Below are 26217 nucleotides of genomic sequence, written 5' to 3' on the forward strand. Positions count from 1 at the left end.
ATTTACATATTCTAGCAGCTTTGCTAGACTCTAGCTATTAAGTAAATATTTTTGTTTATTTAATTTTGAGATATGAGGTCATCAATTTTATAGCGAGATTGAGCGTTACTGACGTCGTCGAATTTATACTCATGATGAAAATAATCGCTATTATGAGTTTGCCGAGTATTTAATAGAAGATATTAATCTGAGAAACCAATATGAATAAAATAGCGAATAAAAAAGAACCCATTATATTTCTTGGCAGTTCTCGCTCAGACGGAGATACACGTAAAGCGATAGAACAAGTTTTTAATGGAAAACAGTCCGTTTTATATGATCTTAATGATTATAATATTTCTTATTTTGACTATCAATATAATAATCAAGATGATGATTTTATAAATTTAGCAAAACAGATGATGGAGCATGAGACAATCGTTTTAGCAACGCCTGTTTATTGGTACACCATGAGTGCAGTTATGAAAACATTTATCGATCGTTGGTCAGATTTACTAACGATTAGAAAAGACCTTGGGAGAAAATTAAGAGGGAAAAACTTATTTATTATTTCTACCTATGCAGTGAATTCTTCTGATGTATTTGAAGATATTTTTTCTTTAACTGCGGAATATTTAGGAATGAATTACTTAGGTTGTTTTTATTATCGGCAAAACTCAAATGTTATTGATGCTTCTGAAACGAAGTTAGAAATAGAGTGTGCGCAAAATATTTTATTTGATCATAACGTTGAGAAGTTGGAGGTGAACTATGCTTGGTGAGTTACTTGATAAATATAAGCCATTATCGCCCTTTTACCAAAATTATAAATTAGCAAATCACTTGCCGATGGTTTTGATTAGTTTATCAAAAATGGGTGCAAATCATCAACGATTAGAAAAATATGCAAAGTTTTATATTGACCGATATCATTTGCAAACTGCTGTTGCTGATGTAAATATGGTGGCTATAGACCATAAAAACTGGTTAAATCATCTCGGTTGTTATTCTTGCTACTCGAGCTATTTGATCTTTTTTAAAAATGAGTTTTCAAAGTTTGGGAAAGATGATTTTCTAGTCCATTATTTGCCCCAGTTTATCAATGGATTTGCTGTTCATGCCTATCATCCGCTGATCCGTTTAGCATTGAGTGTTGATGCTGGAGATGACAATGATATTCCTTATGCCTTTGCGTATTGGGCCGCTGGATTTTGGCGATTATCTGATCAAAAACCTAATTTTGATTTGGGTTCACATGATGATATTTTAAGCCATATCCAAAGTAAGGCTGAGTTCAATAAAGTTCAGGCCAGCGGAGAAAATATAGAGATTCGTTTGCAAAAAATAGTAACACAGCTGGATTTGAAAAAATTACCTGTGTTGAATATTCATGAAAATAGTTTAAAAGATATTGCTAGCGTGTTGGCAAAGTTATATTTTTCTACACAAAATTTTACTGTGTTGCATGGAGTAACGAGCTGTCATGCGTTACGAACAATTTTGCCTTATTTTAAATCGCAACAGCGCCAAGAGCTGGCAATTAGAAATTATTGGTTATCACTATCAGTTGTGTATGTTATGCTTGGCTGCCCAAAATATGAAGATATACCTGAAATTAGTCAACTCTTACCAACATGGGCAACGCTATTTCAGCTTGCATGTGAACATAGTGATCCACATGTTATAAAGTTGGTGTACAGTTGTTATGAAGAGTATTGCCACTATGGAGATCAGCTTTATCACGCCATAGCAGCACAAAAACTAGGGTTGTTACAAGATTTTTAAGTCATGCTTAGCCCAATCATGAAATTCAGCTTTGAGTTGCTCATAGGACTCTATAACAAATAACAGTGGCTGCATATGCCAAACATCGTATTCTTGATTACCAAGATCGGCCGGCTTAAATGGCCATTTTTTCTACTTTGTCGGTGAGGCAATGTAAGGTTTCGTTATAGGAAGAGAGAATTCCTGCACCATATATCCGCGTGCCTGTCGCCTCTTGGATTAGGCCAAACTCAACGGTAAACCAATAAAAACGTTCTAATTTAATTGCTGTTTTTTCGTCTGCATTCAATGAGGCTTTGCCAAAATCTTGGAAAAACTCTGAAAAATAAGGATTAGTAATCAATGGCATATGGCCAAATATCTCATGAAACATGTCTGGTGCAGGCGTGTAGTCTAGCTCATGAGGCTCGCGGATATAATTGGTGGAGGGAATGACTCGGTCCGCTAGAGCGGCGATAAATTGAGTGCCTTCAAGTAACCCAGGCGAATAGCCGACTTGCCAGTCATGAAACTGGTGAAGCTTGTCGTTGAGTTTATGCACAGAAGGAAGGTGATCAGAAGGCAGATCTAATTTTTTCACGCCTTCGATGAAGTCATGGCTTGCACGTCCTTCTAAGATTTTAATTTGACGCTGAAAAAGTGTTTTCCAGGTGTTGTGTTGCTCTGCAGAATATTGGAGCTCAGGAAATTGCTTGCCCACTAGCATGGGCCCATCTAATTTGACAGGCGCGCAGCGTGGGTCACTGCCTGCAAGCTCACCTTTTTCGTAAGCGCTTAAAAAATCGCCGTTATTTTCCTCTTCATTTCCCATAAGTCCTCCTTCTATGCTGTTTTCTTAATTATAGATTTTAATAAGAAAACAGTCTGGTTTTTTGCACTGCAATACTGCAATTTAGTTTAATCGGCACGCTTATTATTAATAAAACTATGTATTTATTCAAGAGAATCTGATAGCGTGGATGTGATTTAGGAAAGATGTTTGATTCAAAAACAAAAAAAGGAGACTGGCATGACAGATGCGAATGCTGCGAACGTGGGACCTACGACGACGATTAACCCTATGCAAACTCAAGGGTTTTCATTTCTTGAGTTTACAGCAAGTAAAAATCCAGAACACTTTACTACAACATTTACTAATTTAGGCTTTAGTAAAATTGCGGTGCATGCAAGGAAAGACGTAGAATTATGGAAGCAAGGCAATATCCATTTTCTTGTTAATCGTGATTCAAATAGTGCATCACAAAAATTCTCTGACCAGCATGGCCCCTGTACTTCAGCCATGGGTTTTCGTGTAAAGGATGCTAGCTTTGCCTTTGAGCGTGCGGTAGAACTGGGTGCAGAAGTGTTCACTGGTGAAGGCGTGATTGATGTGCCTGCGATTTATGGCATTGGTGGTAGTGTCTTATACTTTGTTAGTGAAGACTATGACCTTGAAAGCGAGTTTGAGATTATTGCCGGTGTTGATATGAATAGTACAAATATGGGCTTGGTTGAGTTGGATCATGTCACCCATAATGTTTTGCGCGGTAACATGGATAAATGGGCTGGCTTTTATGAAAAGCTCTTTAACTTTCGTGAGATTCGTTATTTTGATATTGAAGGCAAACTGACAGGCCTTAAAAGTCGCGCAATGACCAGCCCTTGTGGAAAAATTCGTATTCCTATCAACGAGTCTTCTGATGATAAATCTCAAATCGAAGAGTTCATCAATGAGTTTAATGGTGAAGGAATTCAGCACATTGCTTTGACTTCAAGCAATATTTACAAATCTGTTGAAAATATCCGTTCTAACGGTGTGACATTCTTAGATACACCAGATACGTATTACGAGGGCATTGCTAAGCGTGTGCCTTGGCACAGCGAATCTGTTGAAGATTTACACAAGAATAAAATTTTAATTGATGGTGCGCCGACGGCTGATGGCGGTCTATTATTGCAAATCTTTACTGATACAGTAATTGGCCCCGCATTTTTTGAGATCATTCAACGTAAGGGCGATGAAGGGTTTGGTGAGGGTAATTTCCAAGCTTTATTCGACTCAATTGAATTAGACCAAGTTAGACGTGGTGTTTTAAAAGACGAATAATAGTAAGGGTCGCACGGCCCTTCTTCTTGGTGAAATTAAATAGCTTAAATAAATATATCGTTTTATATATGAAATTTTAATGAAATTTAGTTGAAAAATGAGGTTAATGACTAATGAAATTAGCAACTTTAAAAGATGGTAGCCGCGATGGCAAGCTGATTGTTGTCAGTCGTGATTTAAAAAAAGCAGTCACAGTAAGCTCTATTGCGAAGACGTTGCAGGTTGCTCTGGATGATTGGGTGAATACCGAGCCTAAATTACAAGAAATATACATCGGTTTGAATCAAAATGAAATCGCTGATAGTTTTGACTTTAATGAAAATGCTTGCATGTCACCATTGCCGCGTGCTTATCAATGGGCTGATGGCAGTGCGTATGTGAATCATGTTGAGCTAGTGCGTAAGGCACGTGGTGCGAAAATGCCAGAGAGTTTTTGGCATGATCCGTTAATGTATCAAGGCGGCAGTGATTCTTTTATCGGCCCTCGTGATGATATTCAGGCTGAAAGCACAGATTTTGGTATCGACTTTGAGGCTGAGTTAGCAGTGATTACTGGTGATGTTGCGATGGCAGCAGATCCTAAGGCTGCTAAAGAGAATATTCGTTTATTTATGTTAGTTAACGATGTATCGTTACGTAGTTTGATTCCAGCAGAACTCGCTAAAGGCTTTGGTTTTTTCCAATCTAAACCATCGAGCAGTTTTTCTCCAGTGGCAATTACTCCAGATGAATTAGCAGAAGCTTGGGATGGTGAAAAAGTGCACTTACCGATGATGGTGCATTTAAATAATAAGCTTTTTGGCAAGCCTAATGCTGGTGTAGATATGACGTTTAACTTCCCTGAACTTGTCTCTCATGCGGCTAAAACGCGTCCATTGGCTGCGGGTGCAATTGTGGGTTCTGGTACTATCTCTAATGTTGATCGAAGCTCTGGCTCATGTTGTTTAGCAGAAAAGCGCATGCTGGAGATTATTGAAAGTGGTGAAGCTAAAACACCTTTTATGCAATTTGGCGACAAAATTCGCATAGAAATGTTTAATCAACAAGGTCAGAGCCTATTCGGTGCCATCGATCAGCAAGTTGTAGAATATAGCAAATAAAGGAGTTAATCGTGAAGCTTTATGGTTATTTTCGTTCTTCAGCAAGCTTTCGAGTTAGAATTGCTTTAGCACTCAAAGAAATTAATTATGAAAATATTCCAGTTCATTTATTAAATGAGGGTGGTGAGCAATATAAAGCGGATTACACGGAGATTAACCCTCAACAGCTTGTTCCAAGCTTGATTGATGGTGAAGCGGTGATCACGCAGTCACTCGCAATTGTTGAGTATTTAGATGCTAAATACCCAGGTGTCATGCCACTTGTGCCAAAGGACATTTGGCTTGCTGCAAAAGCGCGGCAAATTGCCTATGCTATCGCTTGCGATATTCACCCAATGAATAACTTACGTGTATTACAGTACTTGAAAGGTGAGTTAAAGGTGGATGATGAAGTAAAAAATACGTGGTATCATCATTGGGTTTTAACTGGTTTTACTGCAATTGAAAAAATGCTCGGTGAAACTTGTGACCAATATTGTTTGGGTGACCAGCTAAGCCTGGCGGATGTGTGCTTAATTCCTCAGGTTTATAATGCCAAGCGTTTTAATTGCGATTTAACAAAGTTCCCACGTATTTTGGCAATTTATGAGCATTGTATGGAGCACGATGCCTTTATTCAAGCGGCTCCTGAAAACCAACCCGATGCAGGATGATGAAACCATGTCATTAAATCTAGATGAACTTGCCCCTGCTTTCATTCGTGAAGTGATTCCGTATAAACCAGGTAAAAGTATTGATGAGCTTAAACGTGAATATGGCTTAGAAACGATTATTAAACTTGCCAGTAATGAAAGTCCATTGCCACCTTCTCAAAAGGTCAAGGTCGCAATAGAGCAGGCAGCCCATGATGTTGCCCGCTATCCGGAAGATGCGGCGCCTGTTTTGCGTGAGCGCTTAGCTAAAAAAGATGGAGTTAAGCCTGAGCAAATTGTGATTGGCGCAGGCTCTTCTGAAAACCTAGGTATGCTAATTCGCTGCTTTGTTAGCGAGGGTGATGAGGTTGTGGTTTCTGAACATGCCTTCTCGGTCTATCGTATTTTTGGCAAGATGTCAGGGGCGAGTATTATTCAAACAGCCGCTAAACATTATGGCCATGATTTAGAGGCGATGTTAGCAGCAGTTACTGAAAAAACAAAAATTGTTTTTATTGCTAATCCAAATAATCCAACAGGTACTTGGTTAACTTTTAATGAGATACAAAATTTCTTAAAAGAAGTGCCAGAGAATGTTTTGGTTGTGCTCGATGAAGCCTATTATGAATACGTTGAAGATGAGAATTATCAATCAGCAATAAGTTTACTTGACCAGCATACTAATTTAGTAATTACCCGAACTTTTTCCAAGGCCTATGGCTTGGGAAGTTTACGTGTAGGCTATAGTATTAGTTCAAGCGATTTGGTGAACTATATGATGCGAGTGCGCTATAGCTTTAACTGTAATAGTATTGCTGTCGCCGCAGCCTTAGCGGCATTAGAAGATAAAGATTATCTGGAAAAAAATCTTGCTAATAATCATCAAGGTTTAATTTATTTAAAATCATGTTTTGATAAATTAGGCTTAGAATATGTCCCTTCTGCAACTAACTTTATTTTGGTGAAAGTAGGAGAGCGAGCAATGGATGTTTTTAATGCTCTGCTTAAAGAAGGCGTGATTGTGCGCCCAACGGTTGCAGATGGTTTAGCTGATTTCTTGCGTGTTAGCGTTGGGCTACCCGAAGAAAATCAATTATTCATCACTAAATTTGAGAAGGTTTTAAAAGAGATTTTGTGATTTTGTTTTTATAAAATATTTAATATCTAAAAGAGGGATTTGTCCCTCTTTTTTTCTGGCCTGTTATTTTTTATCATTTAGTTTTTTTGCACTTCTTTACACCATTTTTCCTGGGCTTCTAAAATAAGCTCCGAGTGCCGATAAGTCATTAACAAATATTCTTGATCTTGACGATTTTTATGATCATTTTCGATGTGCTGTTGAATTTTTTTGAGTTTGCGTTTGCGACTTTGGACTTGTTCGGCAAAATAGTCAATATGCTCCAAGGTGTCTGTTGTTGATAAGTGCTGAGCAAGGCTCAATTTTAACATAAGCTCATTACGTATTGTTGTTTCTTCAACATCTTGGCGCAGCCACGTTAATAGGTGCTCACGGCCTTTTTCTGTGATGCTATAAAGATTACGCTTTCTACCAGACTCTTGTGTTTCTGCCATAGTGACCATGTCTTGGGCGAGCAGCTTTTTTAACAGGGGGTAGAGCTGTGAGTTGCTCTCTGACCAGTAAAAAGAAGCGACTTTCTCAAGGAGTCTTTTAATATCATAGCCTGACATAGCATCGCGCTTGGTGAGATAGCCAAGAATAGCAAATTGTGTTTTGTTGGTACGGGACATGGACTTTCCAGTAATTAAGCTTTGCCACAGCTTACCCTGGTGCTCTCTTCTTGACAAGCCCAGCACTTGACAGTTTAACCAAGCGTGTTTAACATGTGTTTTCTATAGGTGTTTAAGACCTATATAGGCTTAAGGAGTATTCTCTTGGAAAAAAGATTAACTATTTGTTTTTATGTTGTTTTGTCGGTTTGTTTAATCACTCCTCTGGGCAATGATATATTTTTGCCTTCTTTGCCGGATATGGCGCAGTATTTTCATACTAGTCATATACAGTGGGTGATGAGTTTCTTTTTATTTGGCTTAGCGTTGCCTCAATTAGTCTATGGGCCGTTATTCGATCGTTTTGGTCGTAAACCTGTGCTAATTGGCGGTTTGATTATCTTTACTATAGCAAGCATAGGCGTTGCTGCGGCAACCTCGATAGAGATGTTGTTAACATCACGGTTTTTTCCAAGCAATCGGTGCTTGTTGCTCTGTTGCTGGAAGTTTAGCCATTGCCCGTGATGTCTATGCGAAAGAGCGCCTGGTAAAGGTGATCGGCATGATTATGCTAGCCATCGGTGTATGCCCTGTGTTGGGTCCTTTATTAGGCGGGTATTTGCAAGGTTGGTTTGATTGGCGTGCGAGCTTTGAGTTGCTTGTTGTTTTGGGTAATTTTTTATCTGTTTTTTATTATAGTTACATTTAATGAAACACATCACCATAAAAATGACCATGCACTCAAGCTTGATCATATTGTTTGCAATTATATGACGTTATTAAAAAACTCAAAATATTTAGGCTATACGTTGACGAGTTTATTTTCTTATGGAACCTTATTTGGCATCGCGACGATTTTCCCGTTTAGTTTTTACTAAGATATATCATTATCCTGTGGCTGAAGTAGGTGAGTTATTTGCCTTAAATGGTATCGGTATACTGGGAATGGGGTTGGTTTCACCCAGTATTGCCAATCGTTTTGGCTTATCAGTTTGGTTACGAGTCGGTGCCGGGCTAATTTGCTTTGCTGGGCTGCTGTTATTTGTGACTCACCTGGTTTGGCCAAATTCATCTTTAAGTGTGATTTTGCCTGTATTGATGACAACGACTGCAATCGGTATTATTCGCCCTACTGCAAGTGCTGGAGCTATGAGACTGGTTGATCGAAAAATTGCAGGCTCTGCTGCATCGCTATTTAACTTTGCATCATTTATCGGCGGCGGTGTTTCAACCCTGACTATTTCCTTTTTACCACTCTCTGTTAATACGCTAGCGGGGCTGATCTTTGTCTTTGGCTTGTTTGCTATTTTATTTGCGTATAGCACAGCAATTAAATTTACAAAAACGAATGAAAGATCACTAAAATTAACGGGTGCATAGATATTGCTTTAATTCATCGATAAAGAGCTGATGAATAAATAAATCACTGTATCATGCATCTTTTCGCCCTTCGAAAAGCAAATGGTTTTGCATGTTAAACATTTAGTTTGGGCGGTAGATTAAATTATATTAGCAATTGCATTGTCTAATGCGAAAATCATACTGACGGCCTAGCCCATTTTAGCGCGACCGCTACTTGTTGCTGAAAATATAATTGCAACAACAAGAAGCGTTATGAGTATTATTAAGTAAAAAATTGCCAATGGTATGGCTGTTTGCACTTTCAAAAGGCTGGCAAGCGATACAAGTAGGGAAAGTACCAGTAAATATATAATAGACGACGCAGCTCCTGCTGTACCTGCCATTTCGGGAAATAAACTAATGCAGATGCCTGTACCCACTTGATAAAGTCCTGCGCATGAAATAAAGAAGAAAATTGCAAACACAGGGATTGTTATCGCCCAAAAGTTAATAGGGAACTGAATTGACAGTATTGCTAATATAATCGCTGAAGCTAGTGCAGCTAATAAATTTGAAATAACAATTCGGGCAAGCTTAAAACGGCTTTGCATAAAACGATAAACATAACTACCAACAAAGCATGCAGCTCCAAGAGAGAGTGCCGTATGACCAAAAGTGATTGCGCTATAGCCGAGTATATCTTGTATCAAAAATGAACCGGTGACCGCAAATATAACAATGATACTGGAAACACTCATAAACAATATACCTACCCAAAAAACAGGCGTTGTTAGAATTTGAAGGTATCGTTTGAAGATTTGTTGCTTGTGTATAGGTGTGCGTTGCCAATGAGTTTCAGGAAGGATGAGAAATGCACATAAGACCAGTGCTCCATATGCGGCTAAAAAAACAAAGTTGGCCTCCCAACCCAAGAAGTGTTGTAAATAAGCGCCGATAAATGGTGAAATTATTGGGCTTAGTGAAAAAAATAAACCAATCGGTGCCATTGCATGCTGAATTTTATTCACAGGTCCGTAGACATCGGCAATAAACGCTCTATAGCCAACAAACAAGGAGGCTAAAAAAAATCCTTGCATAAACCTTAATGCTAATAAAGAGTAAACATTAGGCGAAGCAGTGCAAAGTAAGCTGATAACCACGTAGAGAGCTAGCCCAATAGTCAGTGGTTTTTTTCGCCCAAAAGCATCTGATAAAGTGCCAAAGATAAGTGATCCAATTGCAACGCCATAAGAAAAACATGGCAAGGTTAGTCTGGTTAGGTGAGGACTAGCGTTTAACCCTTTTGCTATCCATGGTAAAGAAGGTGCATAGAGGTCGACACCCATAGGACCGAGTATCACTGCAAAGCAAAGAATGGGGATAGTGAACCAGTAATTATGATATTGGTTGCTTTTCATCATATCGGATTAAACTCCAACAACGTGCTATCAGAAAATGTAAGACCCGAGACTCCAGGCAGACTAGCACAATAACTTATCCTCTGTCATCTTCGCTGTGAGATTATGTTAATTAACAGGGCAACCTGCCAAACATTAATTCACTTTTATAAAAATAAAGCACTTTTAGGAAAAATTAAAAATTTATGTTCAACGTTTGTGGTTTAAGATTTAGATGAATAAAAAAGAACAATGTCGGCATGAATAAAATATAAGGGCTTTTCATTAAGCCCTTATATTATATATGATAAAAATAATTAATTTTAAAAATAACGACCTGGCTATACTTTATTATATAAACCCGATTTTTTATATTCTTCAGACTTTTCTTGCATACCCTGACTTAATGCCTCATTATTATTGAGGCTTTGCTGGTGAGCATAGTCTCTAACGTCCTGAGTGATTTTCATCGAGCAAAAGTGTGGACCACACATCGAGCAAAAATGGGCGACCTTATGTGCTTCTTTGGGCATGGTTTCATCATGCATAGAACGTGCTTTTTCAGGATCTAAGCTTAAGTTGAACTGGTCTTCCCAGCGGAATTCGAAACGAGCTTTTGATAAGGCGTTATCCCTAATTTGCGCGCCAGGGTAGCCTTTGGCAATGTCTGCTGCGTGAGCGGCGATCTTGTAGGCGATGACCCCATCACGTACATCATGCTTGTCTGGCAAGCCTAAGTGTTCTTTTGGGGTCACATAACAGAGCATGGCAGCACCATACCAGCCGATCATGGTGGCACCAATGCCAGAGGTGATATGATCATAACCTGGAGCAACATCGGTGACTAAAGGCCCGAGGACATAAAAAGGTGCTTCGAAGCAATCGTGTAACTCTTTATCAACATTGTCTTTAATTAATTGAGCTGGGATATGACCGGGTCCTTCGATCATGGTTTGAACATCGTGCTCCCAAGCCACTTTAGTCAGCTCACCCAACGTTTCTAATTCAGCGAATTGTGCTCTATCATTGGCATCGGCAATCGAGCCTGGGCGAAAGCCATCCCCCAAAGAAAAAGAGACATCATAGGCTTTCATGATTTCACAAATCTCATGAAAATGAGTATATAAAAAGCTCTCTTTATGATGCGCTAAGCACCATTTGGCCATGATAGAACCACCGCGTGAGACGATGCCTGTCATGCGCTTGGCGGTCAGTGGAATATGACGGAGTAAGACGCCGGCATGAATGGTAAAATAATCGACACCTTGCTCGGCTTGTTCAATGAGGGTGTCGCGATACATCTCCCAAGTGAGTTCTTCGGCTTTGCCGTCCACTTTTTCTAGTGCTTGATAAATAGGAACGGTACCGATAGGGACAGGAGAGTTGCGTAAAATCCACTCACGGGTTTCATGGATGTGTTTTCCTGTGGATAAGTCCATGACATTATCTGCCCCCCAGCGTGTAGCCCAGATCATTTTCTCCACTTCTTCGCTGATGGATGACGTCACCGCAGAGGTGCCAATATTGGCATTGATTTTAACGCGGAAGTTACGGCCGATGATCATCGGTTCGATTTCTGGGTGATTAATATTTGCCGGAATAATCGCACGGCCACAGGCGACTTCTGAGCGGACAAATTCAGGGGTAATTTCTGTTGGGATATTCGCGCCAAAATGTGCGCCTAAATGTTGTGAGGTGAGTGTTTGGTCTTGAATGTCTTGACGGCGAGCATTCTCGCGAATGGCGACATATTCCATTTCAGGGGTGATAATGCCGCGCTTGGCATAATGCATTTGGCTGACATTATGACCTGCTTTTGCTCTTAGTGGCTTTCTGGTGCGCTTAAACTGTGGGACTTTCCACTGTTCTTGGCTTAAGTGCTGCTGAGTAAAATTTGAGCTATAGCCTGAAAGTTCTTCGGTATCATTGCGCTCTTGAATCCAAGCGGTGCGTATGCTGGTTAATCCTTGGCTTAAATCAATATTGATGTTTGGGTCGGTATAGGGTCCAGATGTGTCGTAAAGAGGAATATCTGGGTTTTTCTCTAAACCGTGCTCTAAAGGCGTATCCGTTTGTTCAACGGCACGCATGGTCACGATTAAATCATCGCGAGAACCTTGTTGAAATATTTTTTTTGAGCCGGTAAAAGGTTGGCGTAAGCGTTTGGCAACACTAAAGTCTTCAGCGGCAGTGTTATGATTATTTTTTGTAGACATAAATTTAAATTCTCCCCTAAATTTACTACATAGGGAGGGAGTGCAGGTCTTTATACAAGAAGTATAGAAACTGGCAAAGCTTCCCTCCGTCGGTGTTAACCGAATCAGGTTCTAAGGGACTCTCTCAATCTGGAACTCCAGATACCCCTAGCTTTACCCAGGTTTATATCCTAAGGGTGAGAGAATGTAAAGGCTTTTCACACCTGCTACACTAGGGCTAAAGCATGACCTGATGGAAGGATGAGGGAGCGATGGAAGAAGTTAATTTATATACGACAGAGCAAGTACGAGCTTTAGATCAAGTGGCTATTCATGAATTTAATATCAATAGCTTCGAGCTGATGCAAAAAGCAGGCGCTGCAGCTTTTCAAGTTATCCAAGAGTATTATCCAGCGAAAAAGCAGTTGTTAATTTTTTGCGGCAAGGGTAATAATGCCGGGGATGGTTATATTATTGCATCCCTTGCTAAGCAAGCGGGCTGGGAGGTTTTAGTTCAGGGTTTAAGTCACATCGATAAATTATCGGGTGATGCTTATAAGGCTGCAGACTTAGCCATCAATGCCGGCGTAAAGATATCTAGCTTAAATTGCTCAGAGCAAGTTTGTAGTGAAAAAACAGTGATTATTGATGCTTTATTAGGAACAGGCTTTCAAGGTAAACTGCAGCATGACTATTTGCGAGCGATGCGCTTTATTAATCAGCTAAATGCACCTTGTCTGAGCATCGATGTGCCTTCGGGGTTGAATGCAAGCCTGGGCATATGCACTCAAGAGGCAGTGCGTGCTGAGCAGACGGTGACTTTTATAGGGAATAAGCAAGGCTTATATACTGGAGATGGGCCTGAATATGCTGGGCGAGTGATTTATCGTTCTTTGGATTTAGCAGCGAAGATTTATAATAAAATACAGCCGGATAGTTATTTACTGCAGCAGGCAAGCACATTACTCACTAAGCGTCGTAAAAATAGCCATAAGGGAGGCTATGGTGAGACTCTTGTGTTGGCCGGTGGTCCTGGCATGCTGGGAGCTGGATTGATGGCGGCGACTGCAGCGTTGCGTGCGGGGGCGGGCTTAGTGAGGCTTGCAACACTGGAGGATCATGCCCGGCTTGTTGCCTTATATCAGCCAGAGTTGATGAGTTATGGGCTGAGTGAAAATACCAGCAGTGATGAGCTGCTAGATTTAGTCAGTCAGGCCGATACCCTGCTGGTTGGTCCAGGTTTAGTCGATAGTGCGTGTGGTTTGTCTATTATGGATAGAGTGATACGTCAGGCAATTTCCCTGAATAAACATTTAGTCTTGGATGCCGGTGCGCTTGGCTGGTTGGCTAAAAATCCACTGCAATATGAAAACTGGTTACTCACCCCTCATCCGGGTGAAGCGGCTCGACTATTGAACTGTAGTAGTGAGAAAATTCAAGAAAATCGCTTTATGACAATTAAAAAATTACAGCAAAAGTATCAGGGGTGTGTGGTTTTAAAAGGTTGTGGCAGCCTAATTGCTGATGAGAAAAATATTTATGTTTGTCCCTATGGTAATCCAGGGATGGCTAGTGCAGGGATGGGGGATGTATTAGCGGGTATAGCCGCAGGTCTTGCTTTTCAATTAGATTCTATCAGCCTTGCGGCGCAGTATGCGGTGACTCAACATGGCTGGACTGCTGATCGTCTGTTATTGCAAAAAGGGGAGGCAGGTTTGCTGGCAACGGATATTATCCAAGCTTTAAGAGTTTAGAATGAAAAGGTGAGTTGGGACAGGGTTTACTAAGATAAAGATATTTGATTTTAAAGAGATAAAAAACATCAATTGACAGTCTGTGTTCAGGCTGTCATGCTGCCGTTTTTAGGAGGGCGTATGAGAGTTATTTCTGCAAATGTAAATGGCATACGAGCGGCGGCGCGTAAAGGTTTTTTTGATTGGTTAAATATTGTGAATGCGGATGTTATTTGTATTCAAGAGACTAAGGCGCAGGAGCATCAGCTCGATGATGATCTCTTTAACCCTGAGGGTTATCACCGTTATTTATTTGATGCAGAAAAAAAAGGCTATAGTGGTGTTGCGATTTATAGCAAGCAAAAGCCAGATGCTGTGCACACTGGCCTAGGCTTTGAAATCGCTGATCGTGAAGGACGCTATATTCAAGCGGATTTTGGCAAGCTAAGTATTGCATCTTTATATCTACCTTCGGGGTCTTCTTCAGAGGAGCGCCAGGACAGAAAATGGCAGTTTATGCATAATTTTATGGAAATACTCAAAGGTTATAGAGAGGATGGTCGAGAATATATTATTTGTGGAGATTGGAATACTATTCACCAAGAAATAGACATTAAAAATTTTAAATCCAATCAAAAAACCTCAGGCTGCACACCGGCTGAGCGTGCTTGGATGGATGATGTAATTAATGATGTGGGTTTTGTCGATGCCTTTCGCGTGGTGAATCAGCAAGCTGAGCAATATACCTGGTGGTCGAACCGCGGTCAGGCTTGGGCAAAGAATGTCGGTTGGCGGATAGATTATCAACTGATTACGCCAAACTTAAAAGATAAAGTGGCAAGTGAAAGTATTTATAAAGAAGAGCGTTTTTCTGATCATGCGCCTTTGATTATTGATTATAACAACTTATAAATTAACCGGTTTTAATTAAAAATCAAAAACCAGATAGATTGAGCTAGGACAAAGTAAGGTTAAATCGGTATAGTGGAAGATAAATAAAATTTGGGAGAGCGTCATGATTTCAGGTATTGGCATTGTTGTTATTGTCTTGGTTGTATTGGCTATAGTTGTTGTATTGATGGGAGTGAAGGTGGTTCCGCAAGGAAGTGAGTGGACCATAGAACGTTTTGGTCGCTATACCCATACGTTAAAGCCTGGTTTGGCCTTGATTATTCCCATGATAGATCGTGTCGGCGCTAAATTGAATATGATGGAGCAAGTCTTAGATATTCCATCACAAGAGATTATCAGCCGGGATAATGCCATGGTGAGAGTGGATGCGGTGGTGTTTTTCCAGGTGACAGACGCAGCACAAGCCGCTTATGAAGTGAATCAATTAGAGCACGCGATTCGCAATTTAACCATGACTAATATTCGGACGGTTTTAGGGGCAATGGATTTAGATAGCATGCTCTCTAAGCGTGATGGCATCAATAGTAAACTGCTGATGGTGATTGATGAGGCGACAGGGCCTTGGGGAGTAAAAGTCACACGCATTGAGATTAAAGAAATTGCGCCTCCGGCAGACTTGGTTGATTCAATGGCAAGGCAAATGAAAGCAGAGCGTGATAAGCGTGCGGCCATCTTAGAGTCTGAAGGTATGCGTCAATCTGAAATTCTTCAAGCCGAAGGCAGTAAGCAAGCGGTGATTTTGGCGGCAGAAGGTGAGAAAGAGCAGGCGTTTCGCCAAGCTGAAGCACGTGAGCGTTTGGCACTTGCAGAGGCCAATGCGACAGAAACACTTTCTAATGCCTTAAATACGGGGAATGTCCAGGCAATTAATTATTTTATTGCTCAAAAATATATAGAAGCCCTATCAACGATTGGCTCTGCAGAGAACCAAAAAGTCATTATGATGCCCTTAGAGGCCAGCCAGCTCATTGGTTCTGTGGGCGGTATTGGTGAGATTATTAAAAATACCTTCAAAGATAATCAATAAGTTTTAGGGAGTGAAAGAATGGAGCACCTATTAAACCAACTGCAGTATTGGCACTGGCTTAGTTTTGGCATTGTCTTGATGGTTTTTGAAGTGCTCGGCGCTGGGGGGATTTTGCTCTGGTGTGGCATGGCAGCGCTTGTTGTTGGAATCGTGTTATGGATAGTGCCGATTCCCTGGGAAGCCCAGCTTTTTTTATTTGCGGTGCTAAGCATAGTCTCGGTTGTGCTATGGCGAATGTATTGGAAAAAACACCCTCAACGCGTCGATCAGCCCAACCTTAACCAGCGCACGCAACGTTTAATCGGTCATGAATTTATATTGCCCACCGTTTTGAACCCGGGTGAGTCGATTCGGGTAAAAATTGAGGGCACCCATTGGAAAGCAGTTAGCGATACAAAGATTACAGCAGGAAGTAAAGTCAAAGTTATAGCTGTTGGGGCGAACGAGGTGCATGTTCAACCCGTTGACTTTAATGATTCAATAGAAAATTAGCTGATCCTTTATACTTCAACAAGACTGTCGATATATCTAATTTTTACTAATAATAGCTGGAAAAAGCGCTACTGCGGTTCCATGTTAGGGCATTCTTGCTATGGCTAAGAGTGTTTATACTCTGATTAAACACCTCTATCTGGTGTGGCATACACGTCACCACTTATTGTGCGATGCGATTACTCACTTGTTTACTGAATTTGTCAGTTATGCTTTAGATTCGATTATATTAACAGCGGTTAAACGACTTTCTAAGGCTTTGAGCTGGGGTTTTTAGCTGCTTTATTTTTTAATAAAAAAGGAAAAGGTGTGTTTAAAAGTTACATGAATTAGTTGTAGTCGCCTTTCAATATTTTCTTGTTTGAATTCTTAAAGTTAGGTAAAGTTTAGTGGGTTTGATTAAGAGATGATTATGAGAAAAATCACGGTTACGACTGTTCTGCTTTGTTTTTTGCAAATATTCCAAACGACTGCTGCTGAAAATGTTAGGAGCAAAGACACATCAATCTACTCGGTAGGAGGCGATGCAAACTGGAAAAGCAGCGCCTTGACTGAGGAAATACTTGCAAAATTGCCTTCAGCTCTAACGCCAGGTGTTACGCTTCACTTAACATCACATCTTTCGTTAAAAGTCACCTTGGAGGGCTTATTGTCTGTGGAGTCAGAAGAGGAAGGGGGTGAGGCTAGTACAAATGAACACTTAGTGAACTTATCCCTTAATGGTTTTTTGATGAATGTTCGGTACACTTTCTAGCAGAGCGTGTGGGAATTTTTCTAAAAATGATACTGTAATTGTTAGTATTGAGTTGATAAAGCTCCAAAAGGAGCTTTTAAATTTATTTTTATCTGGGTTGATTTTCTATTGATTGATTATTATCATCTTGTTTGTCGTTTTTATTTTTTAAATAAGCTGGTGTTAGGAAAATAATAGCTAGAACTGCTAAATAGATAATCAATTGCATCGCACTGGGTTGATCATTATAACCAAACATGATTGCAAAAAATTTGCCGACTAAACTGTGATCTGAGAGTAGAGCTGAAGTATCCCAAATGTGTGGAATAATTGCGGGTAATGCGTCAATGCTGATTAATTTTCCCGTTGCTTTTGAAGCGAGGCCTGCGGCAATAAAGGCGAGTAATATACTGGTTACTGTAAATAATTGTTTTAAAGGCAGGCGAATAAAACCCTGATACATTAATACACTGAGTGCTAAGCCTAAAGCTAATCCGATTAAAGCGCCTGAGGTAAGAGCTATGATTGAGGTTTGGTTGGAGATAAAGATACTGTATAAGAACAGTATAATTTCTGACCCTTCGCGCAAAATAGCAAGACCAACGATAATTGAAAGCATCGATAAGGAGGCTTGGCCGCTAATAATCGCTTGGCCTGTGCTTTTTAAGCGGCTTGCAAACTCTTGGCTGTGTTGCTTCATCCAGATCACGGTATAAGCAATTAAGCCTGTCGCAGCAAATAAAATAATGGCATTTAAAACTTGTTTGCTCGCGCCTTTGAAAATGCTTGAAAATAAGATCATGAGTAAGGCGAGTATAAATGCACCGCCAATCCCTGAAATAATACCAATATTAATCCAACGTTTGCGACCAGGGATATTTTGAGTGGCTGCAAGTAATACGCTGATAATAATTGCCATTTCCATAACTTCACGGAAAACGATGATCAGTGAGGCAAGCATAATAAAATCTCCTTATTTTTAGAATAATCAGTTTTAGATAATGATAATCATTATTAATTATAGCCATATTACTGGTTACTTCAAATGTAAGGTTGGTGATTTGTCATTTTTAAAAAGCTGGCAGCAGTATATAAAAATATTTAAACTTTTATTTAATGTATTTTAAATGCTTTATTTTTTATTTATTCATAATACTCTCCTGTTTTTGTTTATGGCTGCTTATGTTGAAAGTATTTTTATTTTGTGATAATCCTATAGATGGCCGTTAAACAAACTTTATTCATCTTGGTTAAAAGGTGTGATCGCCTTTTTGCAAGATGGATTTTGAACCAAAAAAATATCGTAATGAGGCGAGAATATAACTGTTTACTTTAATAAGCACGGTATCGTTTTTAAGCGTTATGATTTTAATTGATCAAAATATTGAATATTTTAGCGGGTTTTATCGGCCTTAGTTTAAAACAAAACCTAATGGAGGATATCATGGAAAATAAAGAAGTTGCTCTTGAAAATTGGTTTGATCTTGAAACGCATCAAGAAGCTGTTGAAATGATGGAAGAAGATGCAGTCGTCCCTTTTGGTACTGCGCTTTGGCCTTAAAGTTAAAGTAAATTAACTTAAGTGCTTTTGATATAGGGAAGAGTTCTCTTTCCTGTGTCTTTTTTTGATTTCTTATTTTATCTTGTGTGGTATTTATGAACGCTATTCGCAATTTCCTTTTTTATTTAAAATTTCACCCGGCAATTAAAAATATTGATGAAGCTAATATAGTCATTGGCTTTAGTGAGAAGTATTCAGGATTAATAAGTGAGATGGTGGCATTTAACACTTTGGCAGGGCTAAACTATAAATTTACTCCTTATAATTTAGAGAAAGAAAAAAAAGAACGGCTAATGCACGCGATAGATGAAGAGTGTGATTTATTTTTACTGTTTTATGACTCATCTACTTTAAAAAATCCTACGCCTCACGGACCTGAGTATATTTATGCGATTAATCCTGTGATTAAAAAAAATTGGAAGAAGTCAGTTTTATTTAAAGATTATGGCCAATTTTTTAATGAGGCATTTATGATAGACCCTGAGCGTATTGCCAACATTAATAATAAATTGATTCAGATTGCTCATGCCTCAACTCAATTAAAATTTACAGATAACAATGGCTCGCACTTAACTGCTAAATTATCTGCCGCAGAGCAAAAATGGACAAACATAAATGGTATCGGTAATTTGGACATTGTACCCGGCGAAATTGCAACCCACTCTGATGAAATCAATGGTAAAGTGTATTTTAGCGGTGCGTTTTTAAGTACAATTCCATTTGCGATTAAATACGGTGTGATAGAGCAACCACTTGAATTACATATTGAAGATAGTGAAATTAAATTTGTAGGTTCAGAGAATTCTGACTTAAAAAGAGATTTTAATAAATATTTATCAATGAATTCTTCAAATCGGCGAATAGAAGAGCTTGGCATTGGTACTAACGAAGGGGTAATTCAGCTACATGGGCGTAACGCAGGGTTTGAAGAACGGCATTGTGGCCTACATCTTGGTTTGGGTGGTGGCGCAATGGGGAGTCACCATTTGGACTTAATCTTTTCTTCGGGGAGTATTAATTTTGATAAGACTCAAGTTTTTGGTGGGAAGTCCTATCTAGTCTAGCCTGTATTAGTAGTTGTTCTTTTTGCGAGAAGTTTCTAATATGAAGACGTGACTTAAAAAGAGAGGAACAATAGATAGTGATAGATAGCAATTTTAGCGCAGTTTACCAAAGGCTTTTCGTTTTTCCAGTCGCACGTTTTTGCCGACTTTCAGCCAATAGTATTACCATCCTTAGCTTGATCACTGGCCTTATTGCTGCTGTTTGTATTGCTGTCGGCCAGCCTGTTTGGGCGGTTGTCTTATTATTACTTTCAGGTTATTTAGATAGTTTAGATGGTGTGGTTGCGCGTCATTTTGATAGCAGTTCGGATCAAGGATGCGTATTAGATATTTTCTGTGATCGAGCCGTTGAATTTGCTGTGATGTTCGGGTTATTGATGGTGGCACCGGCTGAACGTGCACTAGAGGCTTTTTTAATGCTTGGGGCGAGTTATTTATGTATTACTTCTTTTTTAGTCGTCGCTATTTTTTCTAAAAAAATCGGATTATAAAAGTTTTCATTACAGTCCGGGGTTAATGGAACGTTTTGAGGCCTTTGTCTTTTTTATTGTGATGATCGTGTGGCCTGCAGGGTTTACAGGCCTGGCGATTGCTTATAGTGTCTTAGTGCTATTAACGGCGATGATTCGTATTGGCCAGTTTATGTATTTTCATCGTTTGAGTAATACTTAACACCGATTTTAATCGGCTCGCGCTGATTATCACGGCGCCAATTATTAGTGTCGCGTAATGAGTAAGCACAGCCGCAGTATTCTTGTTGATAGAATTCTTCGCGCTTGGAGATATCGATCATGCGTTTGGAACCGCCACCTTTGCGCCAGTTGTATTGCCAGTAAGTCATTTTAGGGTATTTAGCCGCGGCACGGACACCACAATCATTAATCTGAGTCATATTTTTCCAGCGTGAGATGCCAAGGGAGCTCGTGATCACTTTAAAGTCATGCTCATGAGCATAGAGTGCTGTACGTTCAAAGCGCATATCAAAGCACATGGTGCAACGAATGCCGCGCTCTGGTTCATGTTCTAGCCCTTTAGCACGCTTAAACCAATTATCAACATCATAGTCGGCATCGATGAATGGAATGCCATGCTTGTCAGCGAAACGCTTGTTCTCTTCTTTGCGAATTTCATATTCACGTTTAGGGTGAATGTTTGGGTTATAAAAGAAGATCGTGTAGTCAATATTTGACTCTAAAAAAGCCTCCATTAGTTCGCCTGAGCAGGGTGCACAGCACGAGTGTAGTAGTAATTTATCTGCACCGTCTGGAAGTTGTAAATGTTCGCGTTGCGCCATGATGGACTCTCAAGTTTTGCTGATTTCGGCCCTATTATCTTGATTGTGCCTAATTTATGCAAGTTGTATTGAGGTGAGGAATTGATAAAGGCACACTATAGTTAATATACATAATTAATATAAAAGGAATTTTAAAAGATAACAGGGAGTTACTAATTTTGTGATCAGAGTGATAAAGGCTTGTTTGCGAACGCATAAAGCAGCGCTATGGGTGGGCATTGCGGCGATTATTGTTGTTGTCGCGCTATTGATGAGCAAAAAAACACCGAAAACCCTAGAGAACCATGAAAATATTATCACAGTCACAGCCATGACGGTAAGTCGGCAAGAATATGCGCCTTATCTAGAGCTATTAGGCATTGTCCGATCTGTTGAAGAAAGTCAGTTGTCTATTCCTGTAGCTGCCTTTGTACAACGCGTTCTTGTTAAAGCGGGCCAAACTGTGACAAAAGGGCAGTTATTATTAGAGTTTGATAGTGCTCAAATCAAATATCAACTTGTTGCGCAAAACGCAGAAGTTAAGCGTTTAGAAGCTGAAATATTGACTGAAGAATTGCGCGCCCATCATGAGTCTCAAGAGTTTCGCGCCGAGAAGGCATTGCTTGTTTTAAAAGAAAAAGAGTACTCCAGAGAGAAGCGTCTACTCAAGCAGCGTGCTTCGTCTCAAGCGGGTTTAGATCGTAGCCAGGAAAAAGTAGTCAGTCAGAAAATCAAGGTCGGTAAATTAGAGTTTAAAGTCAAAAATTATAAGTTTCGCTTGCAGGCACTGACAGAGCGTTTAAATGCAGCAAAAGCAAAGCAAGCTGAGTTGGCGGATGATTTACAGCGCCTTGAGGTGCGCGCGCCTTTTAATGCTATTGTTAGTGAGCGCTGGGTGGCAACCGGTGAGAGGGTCAGCGCAGGAGCAAAACTTTTGAGCTTATATGATAAAGAGCGTATGGAAATCGTTGCAAAACTTCCAGAACGCTATGATGCATTGTTCCAAGCGGCCTTGGCTAAAAAAGAAAAAATAGTCGCAACAGTGAAAAAATCACTTCATAGTGAATTTAATTTAGAGCGGATAAGTGCGCAAATTCATAGCGGTGAAGTGGGGCAGCGTGTTTATTTTGCTAGCAAAAGGGATACCACGAATTTAATTCAAAACGAGCATGTGCATCTTGAGGTGATTTTGCCGAAAGTGCTTGCTATTGCGGTGCCTGCAGCGGCGGTTTATCGCCAAGATAATATTTATTTGGTTGATAAGAATAATCGCTTAGTTTTAACTAAAGTAGAGCGTCTTGGCCAGTGGAAGAGCAATCAAGGGCAGCGTTATTTATTAGTGAATGCGGCAGGTATTAGTGATGATAGTCATATTTTAACTCAACACCTGCCTAATGCTCGGCAAGGCTTAAAAGTGAAGATGATCTTATGAGCGCTGGGCGGGGTTTTCTCGAATTATTTGTCAAACATCGAGTTCTTGGTAATGTGTTAATGCTGATGATGCTTGGCAGTGGTTTATGGGGTATTTGGAAATTAAATGCCCAGTTCTTACCCCATTTTGAGATGAATTATGTTTCAGTGACAGTGCCTTGGGCCAAAGCCAATGCGACGGATATTGAAGAGTCGGTGATTGTGCCACTTGAGCGAGAACTGCGTAGTGTTTCTTCAATCAAAAAAATGAATAGTGTGGCTTACAAAGGTGTTGGTGTTGTTATTTTAGAGTTTAAAGAAGGCACTGACATGGGGCGGGCGGTTGAACAGGTAAAAAACCAAGTCGCTCAAGTGCAAGGCTTACCTCAACAAGCAGAGGCCGCTAAGGTTAAACGCATAGAGCACTTTGAGCCGGTGGCACGCTTATTAATTACAGGGCCTGATAACCTTGCAGCATTAAGGAAATTAGCGCATCAATTTGAAAATCAATTGTTAGCACGCGGCATAGATAAAATTAGTTTAGTCGGCGTGCCAGACCAAGAAGTAGCAATTACGATATCCAGTCGTAACTTAACTAAATTACAGATGACTCATGAAGAAGTCGGAAAAATTATTGCAGAAGAAAATGCCCGTGCCGCATCTGGTAGTGCTGGTTTAAATGAGGTCAGTCGTGAGTTACGGGTAACTCGTCAGGCTAAAAAAAACTGAAGATTTTCTAGAGATTCCAATTAAAGCCAATGAGCAAGGCGGGCGAATAACACTTGGAGAAATTGCCCAAGTTGCTTTGCAGTCACAAGAACAAGAGGTGTTATTATTTTATCAAGGCAAGCCTGCTGTTGAGCTTTACGTGCAACGTAATGAGCAGGGCAATGCCTTACAGGCTGCAAAAATTTTAGAAAAGTGGCGTAGTGATTTGCAGCCTAAACTTGGCGAAAGTATTAAATTAACGATTTATGATGAACAATGGAAGATGATTGATCAGCGTTTATCCTTGTTGATTAATAATGGTGTTGCCGGTTTGGCCTTTATTTTAATTATTTTATTTATATTTTTAAATCGACGAGTAGCTTTTTGGATCGCCTTTGGCATTCCGATTTCGTTTATGGCAACTTTGGGGGTGCTCTATCTTATTGGCGGCAGTATCGATATGGTGACGATGTTTGCCTTGATTATGAGCTTGGGGATCATCGTTGATGATACCATCGTGGTTGGTGAAGATACCTTGGTGCATTATCAGCAAGGCAGAAATCCTGTCGAAGCGGCTGTTGCCGGTGCAATACGAATGTCTAAACCGGTGCTTGCTTCATCATTAACAACGATTGCAGCTTTCTTGCCGTTAATGCTGATCGGTGGCTTAATTGGTCAGATTTTGCAAATTATTCCAACGGTTGTCATCTGTGTGATTATCGCTTCATTATTAGAATGCTTTTTAGTTTTACCTGCGCATTTGAAAGTTAGCTTAGGGAATATGCACAAGGATAAAGCGGTGCCGTGGCGTCAGCGTTTTGATTGGCGCTATCAAAAATTTATCGATGGGCCATTGAGTCACTTTGTCGACTTTAGTTTAAAAAATCGCCAATTAATTATTGTGATTGGGGTTGCTGCTTTTGCAATTAGCATCGCATTGTTAGCGAGCGGCCGTGTGCCTTTTACTTTTTTCCCAACTCCCGATGGTAATGTCTTAAAGCTTAATGTCGGCTTTGTTGCAGGGACGCCACAAAAAAAGGTTAAACAGCTCTTACGTTATTCTGAGCAGCAATTAGAACAAATTAATCATGACTATCAAGCTAGAAATAATCAAGGATTTTTGGTATTAACAAATTTAGTTTTAGGAAAAACAGCAGACACTCAGGGAGATGAAAGTGAAAAGCGTGGTGATGTCTATGGTCACCTCAATGTTGAGTTGACGCCTGCAGATAATAGGAAAGTATCAAATCGCCAATTAATTGCTATTTGGAAAAACCATATTCAATTACCACCTCAAGTAGAGTCTTTTGAGATTACCGTTGTCAAAGGAGGGCCGCCTGGGCGGGATATTGATATTCGTTTGTCAGGTGCTACACCGATTGAACTTAAAAATGCTGCTTTAAAAGTACAGAGTGAGCTTGCAAAGTTTGCAGGCGTAATGAATATTACCGATGATTTACCTTTTGGTCAGGAGCAATGGTTGTTTGAATTAAAACCAGCCGCTAAAACCGTTGGTTTAACAATCAATGATATCGCTAGGCAGGTGCAGCATGCATATTCAGGTTATCAGGTACAACTACTATCGCAAGGGCGTGATGAAATTGAGGTAAATATCCGCCTACCAAATGCAGAACGTTATAATTTAGCTAGTTTAAAATATCTCCCTATTAAGACAAAGTCGAGTATTGGCACGATGTTACCTTTAGAGGATTTAGTGACGATTAAAAGTGTCGCCGGTTTTGAGGAACTGCGTCACAGTGCTGGGGAAATCAGTGTGCACGTAACCGCAGAGGTTAATGCTGAGCTTGCTAATGCCAATAAAGTATTAGCAGAGTTAAAAGTAGGCGTTTTGAAAAAGATAGCAAGCCAGGATAATATTCAAGTTTCTTTTGCTGGTCGCTCACAAGAGCAAAAAGAAACATTAAACGATATGCTCTTTGGGGCGGGTCTTGCGTTGATTTTTATTTATTTAATTTTAGTAGTCATGTTTTCATCATATAGCTGGCCATTATTTGTGATGTCAATTATCCCATTAAGTTTAAGTGGGGCAATTTTTGGACACTGGTTATTAGGCTATGATATGACAATTTTATCTTTATTTGGCTTATTTGGTTTGGCAGGTATTGTGACCAATGATTCGATTATTTTAGTGAGCTTTTATAAAAATATGAAAGGCCAGGCGCATTCCTTATCAGACGCGTTGGCATCGGCGATCAAACAGCGTTTTCGTGCGGTATTTTTAACGTCGATTACAACGATTGCCGGTTTATTGCCTTTATTGTTTGAAACCTCATTGCAGGCAAAATTTTTAATTCCGATGGCAGTGTCTATTACTTTTGGTTTGGCATGGTCGCTATTTTTAATTTTATTTTTATTGCCAGCTTTATTGCTAAGCTATGAAGAGTCAAGTTGGCGACATAAAATTAAGCGTAAGCTAAAGCATTATTCATTATTTTAATAAAAAACGCTGTTGACAGTGATAAATGCTGCCTTTAGCAGTTTGCTCGCTACTAAAAAGAGCAAACGACTCTGCTAAAAAATATTCATTAACTGATTGATTAGACTTATTTACCTGTTTTAAAAATTTATCTTTTTTTTGATGATTAATATTTTTAAGGCGCGCAAGAGTAATATGAGGCTTAAAATGTGAGTGGGAATAATCGGTAATATTTAGTATTTTTGCCGATTGTTGGCAAAGTTTGGCAAGTTGAGTTAATGTAATAATTGGCTCGGCTTTTATGGCGAAAATAGTTTGAGAGTGGCCTGTTTTTAAAAAGTAAGGTGAAGATAAACTAACAGTTTGCGGTTTTAATGAATTTAGGTGCAGCTGATTATTTACCTCTTCGATTAATGGCCCAATCAGTGTTGTTTTAACAGCGCCGAGGAAGGCGAGGGTAATGTGGTAATTTTCTTTAGGAATCCATTTGACTTTTTTGGTTGTTGTTGATATTTGGGCTTTATGCTGGATTGTGTAATTTGCCAGCACATCAGCACTTTTCTCAGGTAGGCTTAAAGCAAAAAATAATCGTTGTGTTGTTATTTTTATCATAAGAGTAAGATA

Annotated in this window: 28 protein-coding genes and 1 riboswitch; of the genes, 21 read left to right on the forward strand and 7 right to left on the reverse strand. The window is 39.7% G+C overall.

Translation table 11 applies throughout. The features are described from left to right. The first annotated feature begins 200 nt into the window (after positions 1-200). Together BGC07_RS09880 and BGC07_RS09885 are read left to right on the forward strand one after the other, a co-directional pair. On the forward strand, positions 201-761 hold the full coding sequence (locus BGC07_RS09880) for a flavodoxin family protein (protein ID WP_069312970.1): 561 nt from the start codon (positions 201-203) through the stop codon (positions 759-761). Continuing rightward, a complete protein-coding gene (locus BGC07_RS09885; protein WP_069312971.1) occupies positions 751-1764 on the forward strand; it encodes a questin oxidase family protein in 1014 nt (337 codons plus the stop codon). The genes BGC07_RS09880 and BGC07_RS09885 overlap by 11 nt, the downstream gene beginning before the upstream one ends. 115 nt (positions 1765-1879) lie before the next feature. Here the strand turns inward: BGC07_RS09885 and BGC07_RS09890 are convergent, their stop codons facing one another. Then, positions 1880-2575 carry a phenylalanine 4-monooxygenase gene (locus BGC07_RS09890; protein ID WP_235603078.1) on the reverse strand — a complete coding sequence of 232 codons (696 nt, stop codon included), beginning with the start codon at positions 2573-2575 and terminating at the stop codon, positions 1880-1882. A 198-nt stretch (positions 2576-2773) separates the two neighbouring features. Between BGC07_RS09890 and hppD the strand changes: the two genes are divergently transcribed. From hppD to hisC, 4 genes are all read left to right on the forward strand, one after another. Continuing rightward, complete coding sequence (hppD, locus tag BGC07_RS09895; protein WP_069312972.1) at positions 2774-3850, forward strand: 4-hydroxyphenylpyruvate dioxygenase; 1077 nt, start codon at positions 2774-2776, stop codon at positions 3848-3850. 113 nt (positions 3851-3963) lie between these two features. Next, positions 3964-4950, forward strand: coding sequence for a fumarylacetoacetate hydrolase family protein (locus BGC07_RS09900; protein ID WP_069312973.1), 987 nt, complete (start codon positions 3964-3966; stop codon positions 4948-4950). A gap of 11 nt (positions 4951-4961) precedes the next feature. After that, positions 4962-5603: a maleylacetoacetate isomerase gene (maiA, locus tag BGC07_RS09905; protein WP_069312974.1), complete on the forward strand. Its 642-nt coding sequence runs from the start codon at positions 4962-4964 to the stop codon at positions 5601-5603. Further along, positions 5557-6720, forward strand: coding sequence for a histidinol-phosphate transaminase (hisC, locus tag BGC07_RS09910; RefSeq protein ID WP_235603079.1), 1164 nt, complete (start codon positions 5557-5559; stop codon positions 6718-6720). The genes maiA and hisC overlap by 47 nt, the downstream gene beginning before the upstream one ends. A gap of 77 nt (positions 6721-6797) precedes the next feature. Here the strand turns inward: hisC and BGC07_RS09915 are convergent, their stop codons facing one another. Beyond that, on the reverse strand, positions 6798-7388 hold the full coding sequence (locus tag BGC07_RS09915) for a PadR family transcriptional regulator (RefSeq protein WP_139121664.1): 591 nt from the start codon (positions 7386-7388) through the stop codon (positions 6798-6800). A gap of 87 nt (positions 7389-7475) precedes the next feature. On the opposite strand from BGC07_RS09915, the gene BGC07_RS09920 reads away from it, so the two are divergent. From BGC07_RS09920 to BGC07_RS09925, 3 genes are all read left to right on the forward strand, one after another. Then, entirely contained in the window at positions 7476-7835 is a 360-nt protein-coding gene (locus BGC07_RS09920; protein ID WP_069312976.1) for an MFS transporter, read from the forward strand. After that, positions 7825-8019 (forward strand): MFS transporter, encoded by a 195-nt coding sequence (locus tag BGC07_RS19440; RefSeq protein WP_235603405.1) that lies wholly within the window; start codon positions 7825-7827, stop codon positions 8017-8019. The genes BGC07_RS09920 and BGC07_RS19440 overlap by 11 nt, the downstream gene beginning before the upstream one ends. Positions 8020-8150: 131 nt before the next feature. Further along, positions 8151-8690 (forward strand): MFS transporter, encoded by a 540-nt coding sequence (locus tag BGC07_RS09925; protein ID WP_158006910.1) that lies wholly within the window; start codon positions 8151-8153, stop codon positions 8688-8690. A 170-nt stretch (positions 8691-8860) separates the two neighbouring features. Here the strand turns inward: BGC07_RS09925 and BGC07_RS09930 are convergent, their stop codons facing one another. Beyond that, positions 8861-10072 (reverse strand): Bcr/CflA family efflux MFS transporter, encoded by a 1212-nt coding sequence (locus BGC07_RS09930; protein WP_069312978.1) that lies wholly within the window; start codon positions 10070-10072, stop codon positions 8861-8863. Positions 10073-10389: 317 nt separating this feature from the next. Further along, positions 10390-12264, reverse strand: coding sequence for a phosphomethylpyrimidine synthase ThiC (gene thiC / locus BGC07_RS09935; protein ID WP_069312979.1), 1875 nt, complete (start codon positions 12262-12264; stop codon positions 10390-10392). A gap of 64 nt (positions 12265-12328) precedes the next feature. Beyond that, positions 12329-12423: riboswitch (TPP riboswitch) on the reverse strand. 92 nt (positions 12424-12515) lie between these two features. Between thiC and BGC07_RS09940 the strand changes: the two genes are divergently transcribed. The 6 genes from BGC07_RS09940 (at position 12516) to BGC07_RS09960 (ending at position 17161) form a co-directional block, all read left to right on the forward strand. After that, positions 12516-13997 carry a bifunctional ADP-dependent NAD(P)H-hydrate dehydratase/NAD(P)H-hydrate epimerase gene (locus BGC07_RS09940; protein ID WP_069312980.1) on the forward strand — a complete coding sequence of 494 codons (1482 nt, stop codon included), beginning with the start codon at positions 12516-12518 and terminating at the stop codon, positions 13995-13997. 120 nt (positions 13998-14117) lie between these two features. Further along, positions 14118-14888, forward strand: coding sequence for an exodeoxyribonuclease III (locus tag BGC07_RS09945; protein WP_069312981.1), 771 nt, complete (start codon positions 14118-14120; stop codon positions 14886-14888). 103 nt (positions 14889-14991) lie between these two features. After that, positions 14992-15915, forward strand: a complete 924-nt coding sequence (locus BGC07_RS09950) for an SPFH domain-containing protein (RefSeq protein WP_069312982.1) — start codon at positions 14992-14994, stop codon at positions 15913-15915. An 18-nt stretch (positions 15916-15933) separates the two neighbouring features. Then, entirely contained in the window at positions 15934-16407 is a 474-nt protein-coding gene (locus BGC07_RS09955) for an NfeD family protein (protein ID WP_069312983.1), read from the forward strand. Positions 16408-16507: 100 nt separating this feature from the next. After that, a complete protein-coding gene (locus BGC07_RS20660; RefSeq protein ID WP_158006911.1) occupies positions 16508-16684 on the forward strand; it encodes a hypothetical protein in 177 nt (58 codons plus the stop codon). A 135-nt stretch (positions 16685-16819) separates the two neighbouring features. Further along, positions 16820-17161 carry a hypothetical protein gene (locus BGC07_RS09960; protein ID WP_069312984.1) on the forward strand — a complete coding sequence of 114 codons (342 nt, stop codon included), beginning with the start codon at positions 16820-16822 and terminating at the stop codon, positions 17159-17161. A gap of 88 nt (positions 17162-17249) precedes the next feature. On the opposite strand, the gene BGC07_RS09965 is transcribed toward BGC07_RS09960, so the two are convergent. Further along, a complete protein-coding gene (locus BGC07_RS09965) occupies positions 17250-18101 on the reverse strand; it encodes an FTR1 family iron permease (RefSeq protein ID WP_069312985.1) in 852 nt (283 codons plus the stop codon). Positions 18102-18796: 695 nt separating this feature from the next. Between BGC07_RS09965 and BGC07_RS09975 the strand changes: the two genes are divergently transcribed. From BGC07_RS09975 to BGC07_RS22225, 3 genes are all read left to right on the forward strand, one after another. Continuing rightward, positions 18797-19765, forward strand: a complete 969-nt coding sequence (locus BGC07_RS09975; protein WP_069312987.1) for a M29 family metallopeptidase — start codon at positions 18797-18799, stop codon at positions 19763-19765. Between the two features lie 77 nt (positions 19766-19842). Further along, entirely contained in the window at positions 19843-20256 is a 414-nt protein-coding gene (locus tag BGC07_RS09980) for a CDP-alcohol phosphatidyltransferase family protein (RefSeq protein ID WP_235603080.1), read from the forward strand. Between the two features lie 25 nt (positions 20257-20281). After that, positions 20282-20437, forward strand: coding sequence for a hypothetical protein (locus tag BGC07_RS22225; protein ID WP_235603081.1), 156 nt, complete (start codon positions 20282-20284; stop codon positions 20435-20437). Here BGC07_RS22225 and BGC07_RS09985 read toward each other — a convergent pair. Beyond that, positions 20406-21059 carry an epoxyqueuosine reductase QueH gene (locus BGC07_RS09985; RefSeq protein ID WP_069312988.1) on the reverse strand — a complete coding sequence of 218 codons (654 nt, stop codon included), beginning with the start codon at positions 21057-21059 and terminating at the stop codon, positions 20406-20408. The genes BGC07_RS22225 and BGC07_RS09985 overlap by 32 nt on opposite strands. 184 nt (positions 21060-21243) lie before the next feature. Here BGC07_RS09985 and BGC07_RS09990 point away from each other — a divergent pair, with 184 nt between their 5' ends. Genes BGC07_RS09990 through BGC07_RS09995 form a run of 3 tightly spaced genes read left to right on the forward strand, consistent with a single transcriptional unit; the run spans position 21244 to position 25614 of the window. Next, the gene (locus BGC07_RS09990; RefSeq protein WP_139121665.1) at positions 21244-22470 is read left to right on the forward strand and encodes an efflux RND transporter periplasmic adaptor subunit; all 1227 of its coding nucleotides are present in this window, start codon (positions 21244-21246) and stop codon (positions 22468-22470) included. Further along, positions 22467-23177: an efflux RND transporter permease subunit gene (locus tag BGC07_RS23270; RefSeq protein ID WP_077216847.1), complete on the forward strand. Its 711-nt coding sequence runs from the start codon at positions 22467-22469 to the stop codon at positions 23175-23177. Before BGC07_RS09990 ends, BGC07_RS23270 begins: the two co-directional genes overlap by 4 nt. A 19-nt stretch (positions 23178-23196) precedes the next feature. Next, positions 23197-25614 carry an efflux RND transporter permease subunit gene (locus tag BGC07_RS09995; RefSeq protein ID WP_268801713.1) on the forward strand — a complete coding sequence of 806 codons (2418 nt, stop codon included), beginning with the start codon at positions 23197-23199 and terminating at the stop codon, positions 25612-25614. Here the strand turns inward: BGC07_RS09995 and thpR are convergent. Beyond that, positions 25606-26205 (reverse strand): RNA 2',3'-cyclic phosphodiesterase, encoded by a 600-nt coding sequence (thpR, locus tag BGC07_RS10000; RefSeq protein WP_069312990.1) that lies wholly within the window; start codon positions 26203-26205, stop codon positions 25606-25608. The genes BGC07_RS09995 and thpR overlap by 9 nt on opposite strands. Positions 26206-26217 lie beyond the last annotated feature (12 nt).

The organism is Piscirickettsia litoralis (assembly GCF_001720395.1).
In the GTDB taxonomy this organism is placed as follows: domain Bacteria; phylum Pseudomonadota; class Gammaproteobacteria; order Piscirickettsiales; family Piscirickettsiaceae; genus Piscirickettsia; species Piscirickettsia litoralis.

Excerpts from the sequence above, each read along its gene's own strand:
- thpR (WP_069312990.1), bottom strand. The coding sequence starts at position 26,205 with ATGATAAAAATAACAACACAACGATTATTTTTTGCTTTAAGCCTACCT.
- BGC07_RS23270 (WP_077216847.1), top strand. The coding sequence starts at position 22,467 with ATGAGCGCTGGGCGGGGTTTTCTCGAATTATTTGTCAAACATCGAGTT.
- thiC (WP_069312979.1), bottom strand. The coding sequence starts at position 12,264 with ATGTCTACAAAAAATAATCATAACACTGCCGCTGAAGACTTTAGTGTT.
- BGC07_RS09985 (WP_069312988.1), bottom strand. The coding sequence starts at position 21,059 with ATGGCGCAACGCGAACATTTACAACTTCCAGACGGTGCAGATAAATTA.
- BGC07_RS09880 (WP_069312970.1), top strand. The coding sequence starts at position 201 with ATGAATAAAATAGCGAATAAAAAAGAACCCATTATATTTCTTGGCAGT.
- BGC07_RS20660 (WP_158006911.1), top strand. The coding sequence starts at position 16,508 with ATGGCTAAGAGTGTTTATACTCTGATTAAACACCTCTATCTGGTGTGG.
- BGC07_RS09960 (WP_069312984.1), top strand. The coding sequence starts at position 16,820 with ATGAGAAAAATCACGGTTACGACTGTTCTGCTTTGTTTTTTGCAAATA.
- BGC07_RS09975 (WP_069312987.1), top strand. The coding sequence starts at position 18,797 with ATGAACGCTATTCGCAATTTCCTTTTTTATTTAAAATTTCACCCGGCA.
- hisC (WP_235603079.1), top strand. The coding sequence starts at position 5,557 with ATGCCTTTATTCAAGCGGCTCCTGAAAACCAACCCGATGCAGGATGAT.
- BGC07_RS09885 (WP_069312971.1), top strand. The coding sequence starts at position 751 with ATGCTTGGTGAGTTACTTGATAAATATAAGCCATTATCGCCCTTTTAC.
- BGC07_RS22225 (WP_235603081.1), top strand. The coding sequence starts at position 20,282 with ATGGAACGTTTTGAGGCCTTTGTCTTTTTTATTGTGATGATCGTGTGG.
- BGC07_RS09955 (WP_069312983.1), top strand. The coding sequence starts at position 15,934 with ATGGAGCACCTATTAAACCAACTGCAGTATTGGCACTGGCTTAGTTTT.
- BGC07_RS09965 (WP_069312985.1), bottom strand. The coding sequence starts at position 18,101 with ATGCTTGCCTCACTGATCATCGTTTTCCGTGAAGTTATGGAAATGGCA.
- BGC07_RS09950 (WP_069312982.1), top strand. The coding sequence starts at position 14,992 with ATGATTTCAGGTATTGGCATTGTTGTTATTGTCTTGGTTGTATTGGCT.
- BGC07_RS09930 (WP_069312978.1), bottom strand. The coding sequence starts at position 10,072 with ATGATGAAAAGCAACCAATATCATAATTACTGGTTCACTATCCCCATT.
- BGC07_RS09890 (WP_235603078.1), bottom strand. The coding sequence starts at position 2,575 with ATGGGAAATGAAGAGGAAAATAACGGCGATTTTTTAAGCGCTTACGAA.
- hppD (WP_069312972.1), top strand. The coding sequence starts at position 2,774 with ATGACAGATGCGAATGCTGCGAACGTGGGACCTACGACGACGATTAAC.
- BGC07_RS09945 (WP_069312981.1), top strand. The coding sequence starts at position 14,118 with ATGAGAGTTATTTCTGCAAATGTAAATGGCATACGAGCGGCGGCGCGT.
- BGC07_RS09900 (WP_069312973.1), top strand. The coding sequence starts at position 3,964 with ATGAAATTAGCAACTTTAAAAGATGGTAGCCGCGATGGCAAGCTGATT.
- BGC07_RS09940 (WP_069312980.1), top strand. The coding sequence starts at position 12,516 with ATGGAAGAAGTTAATTTATATACGACAGAGCAAGTACGAGCTTTAGAT.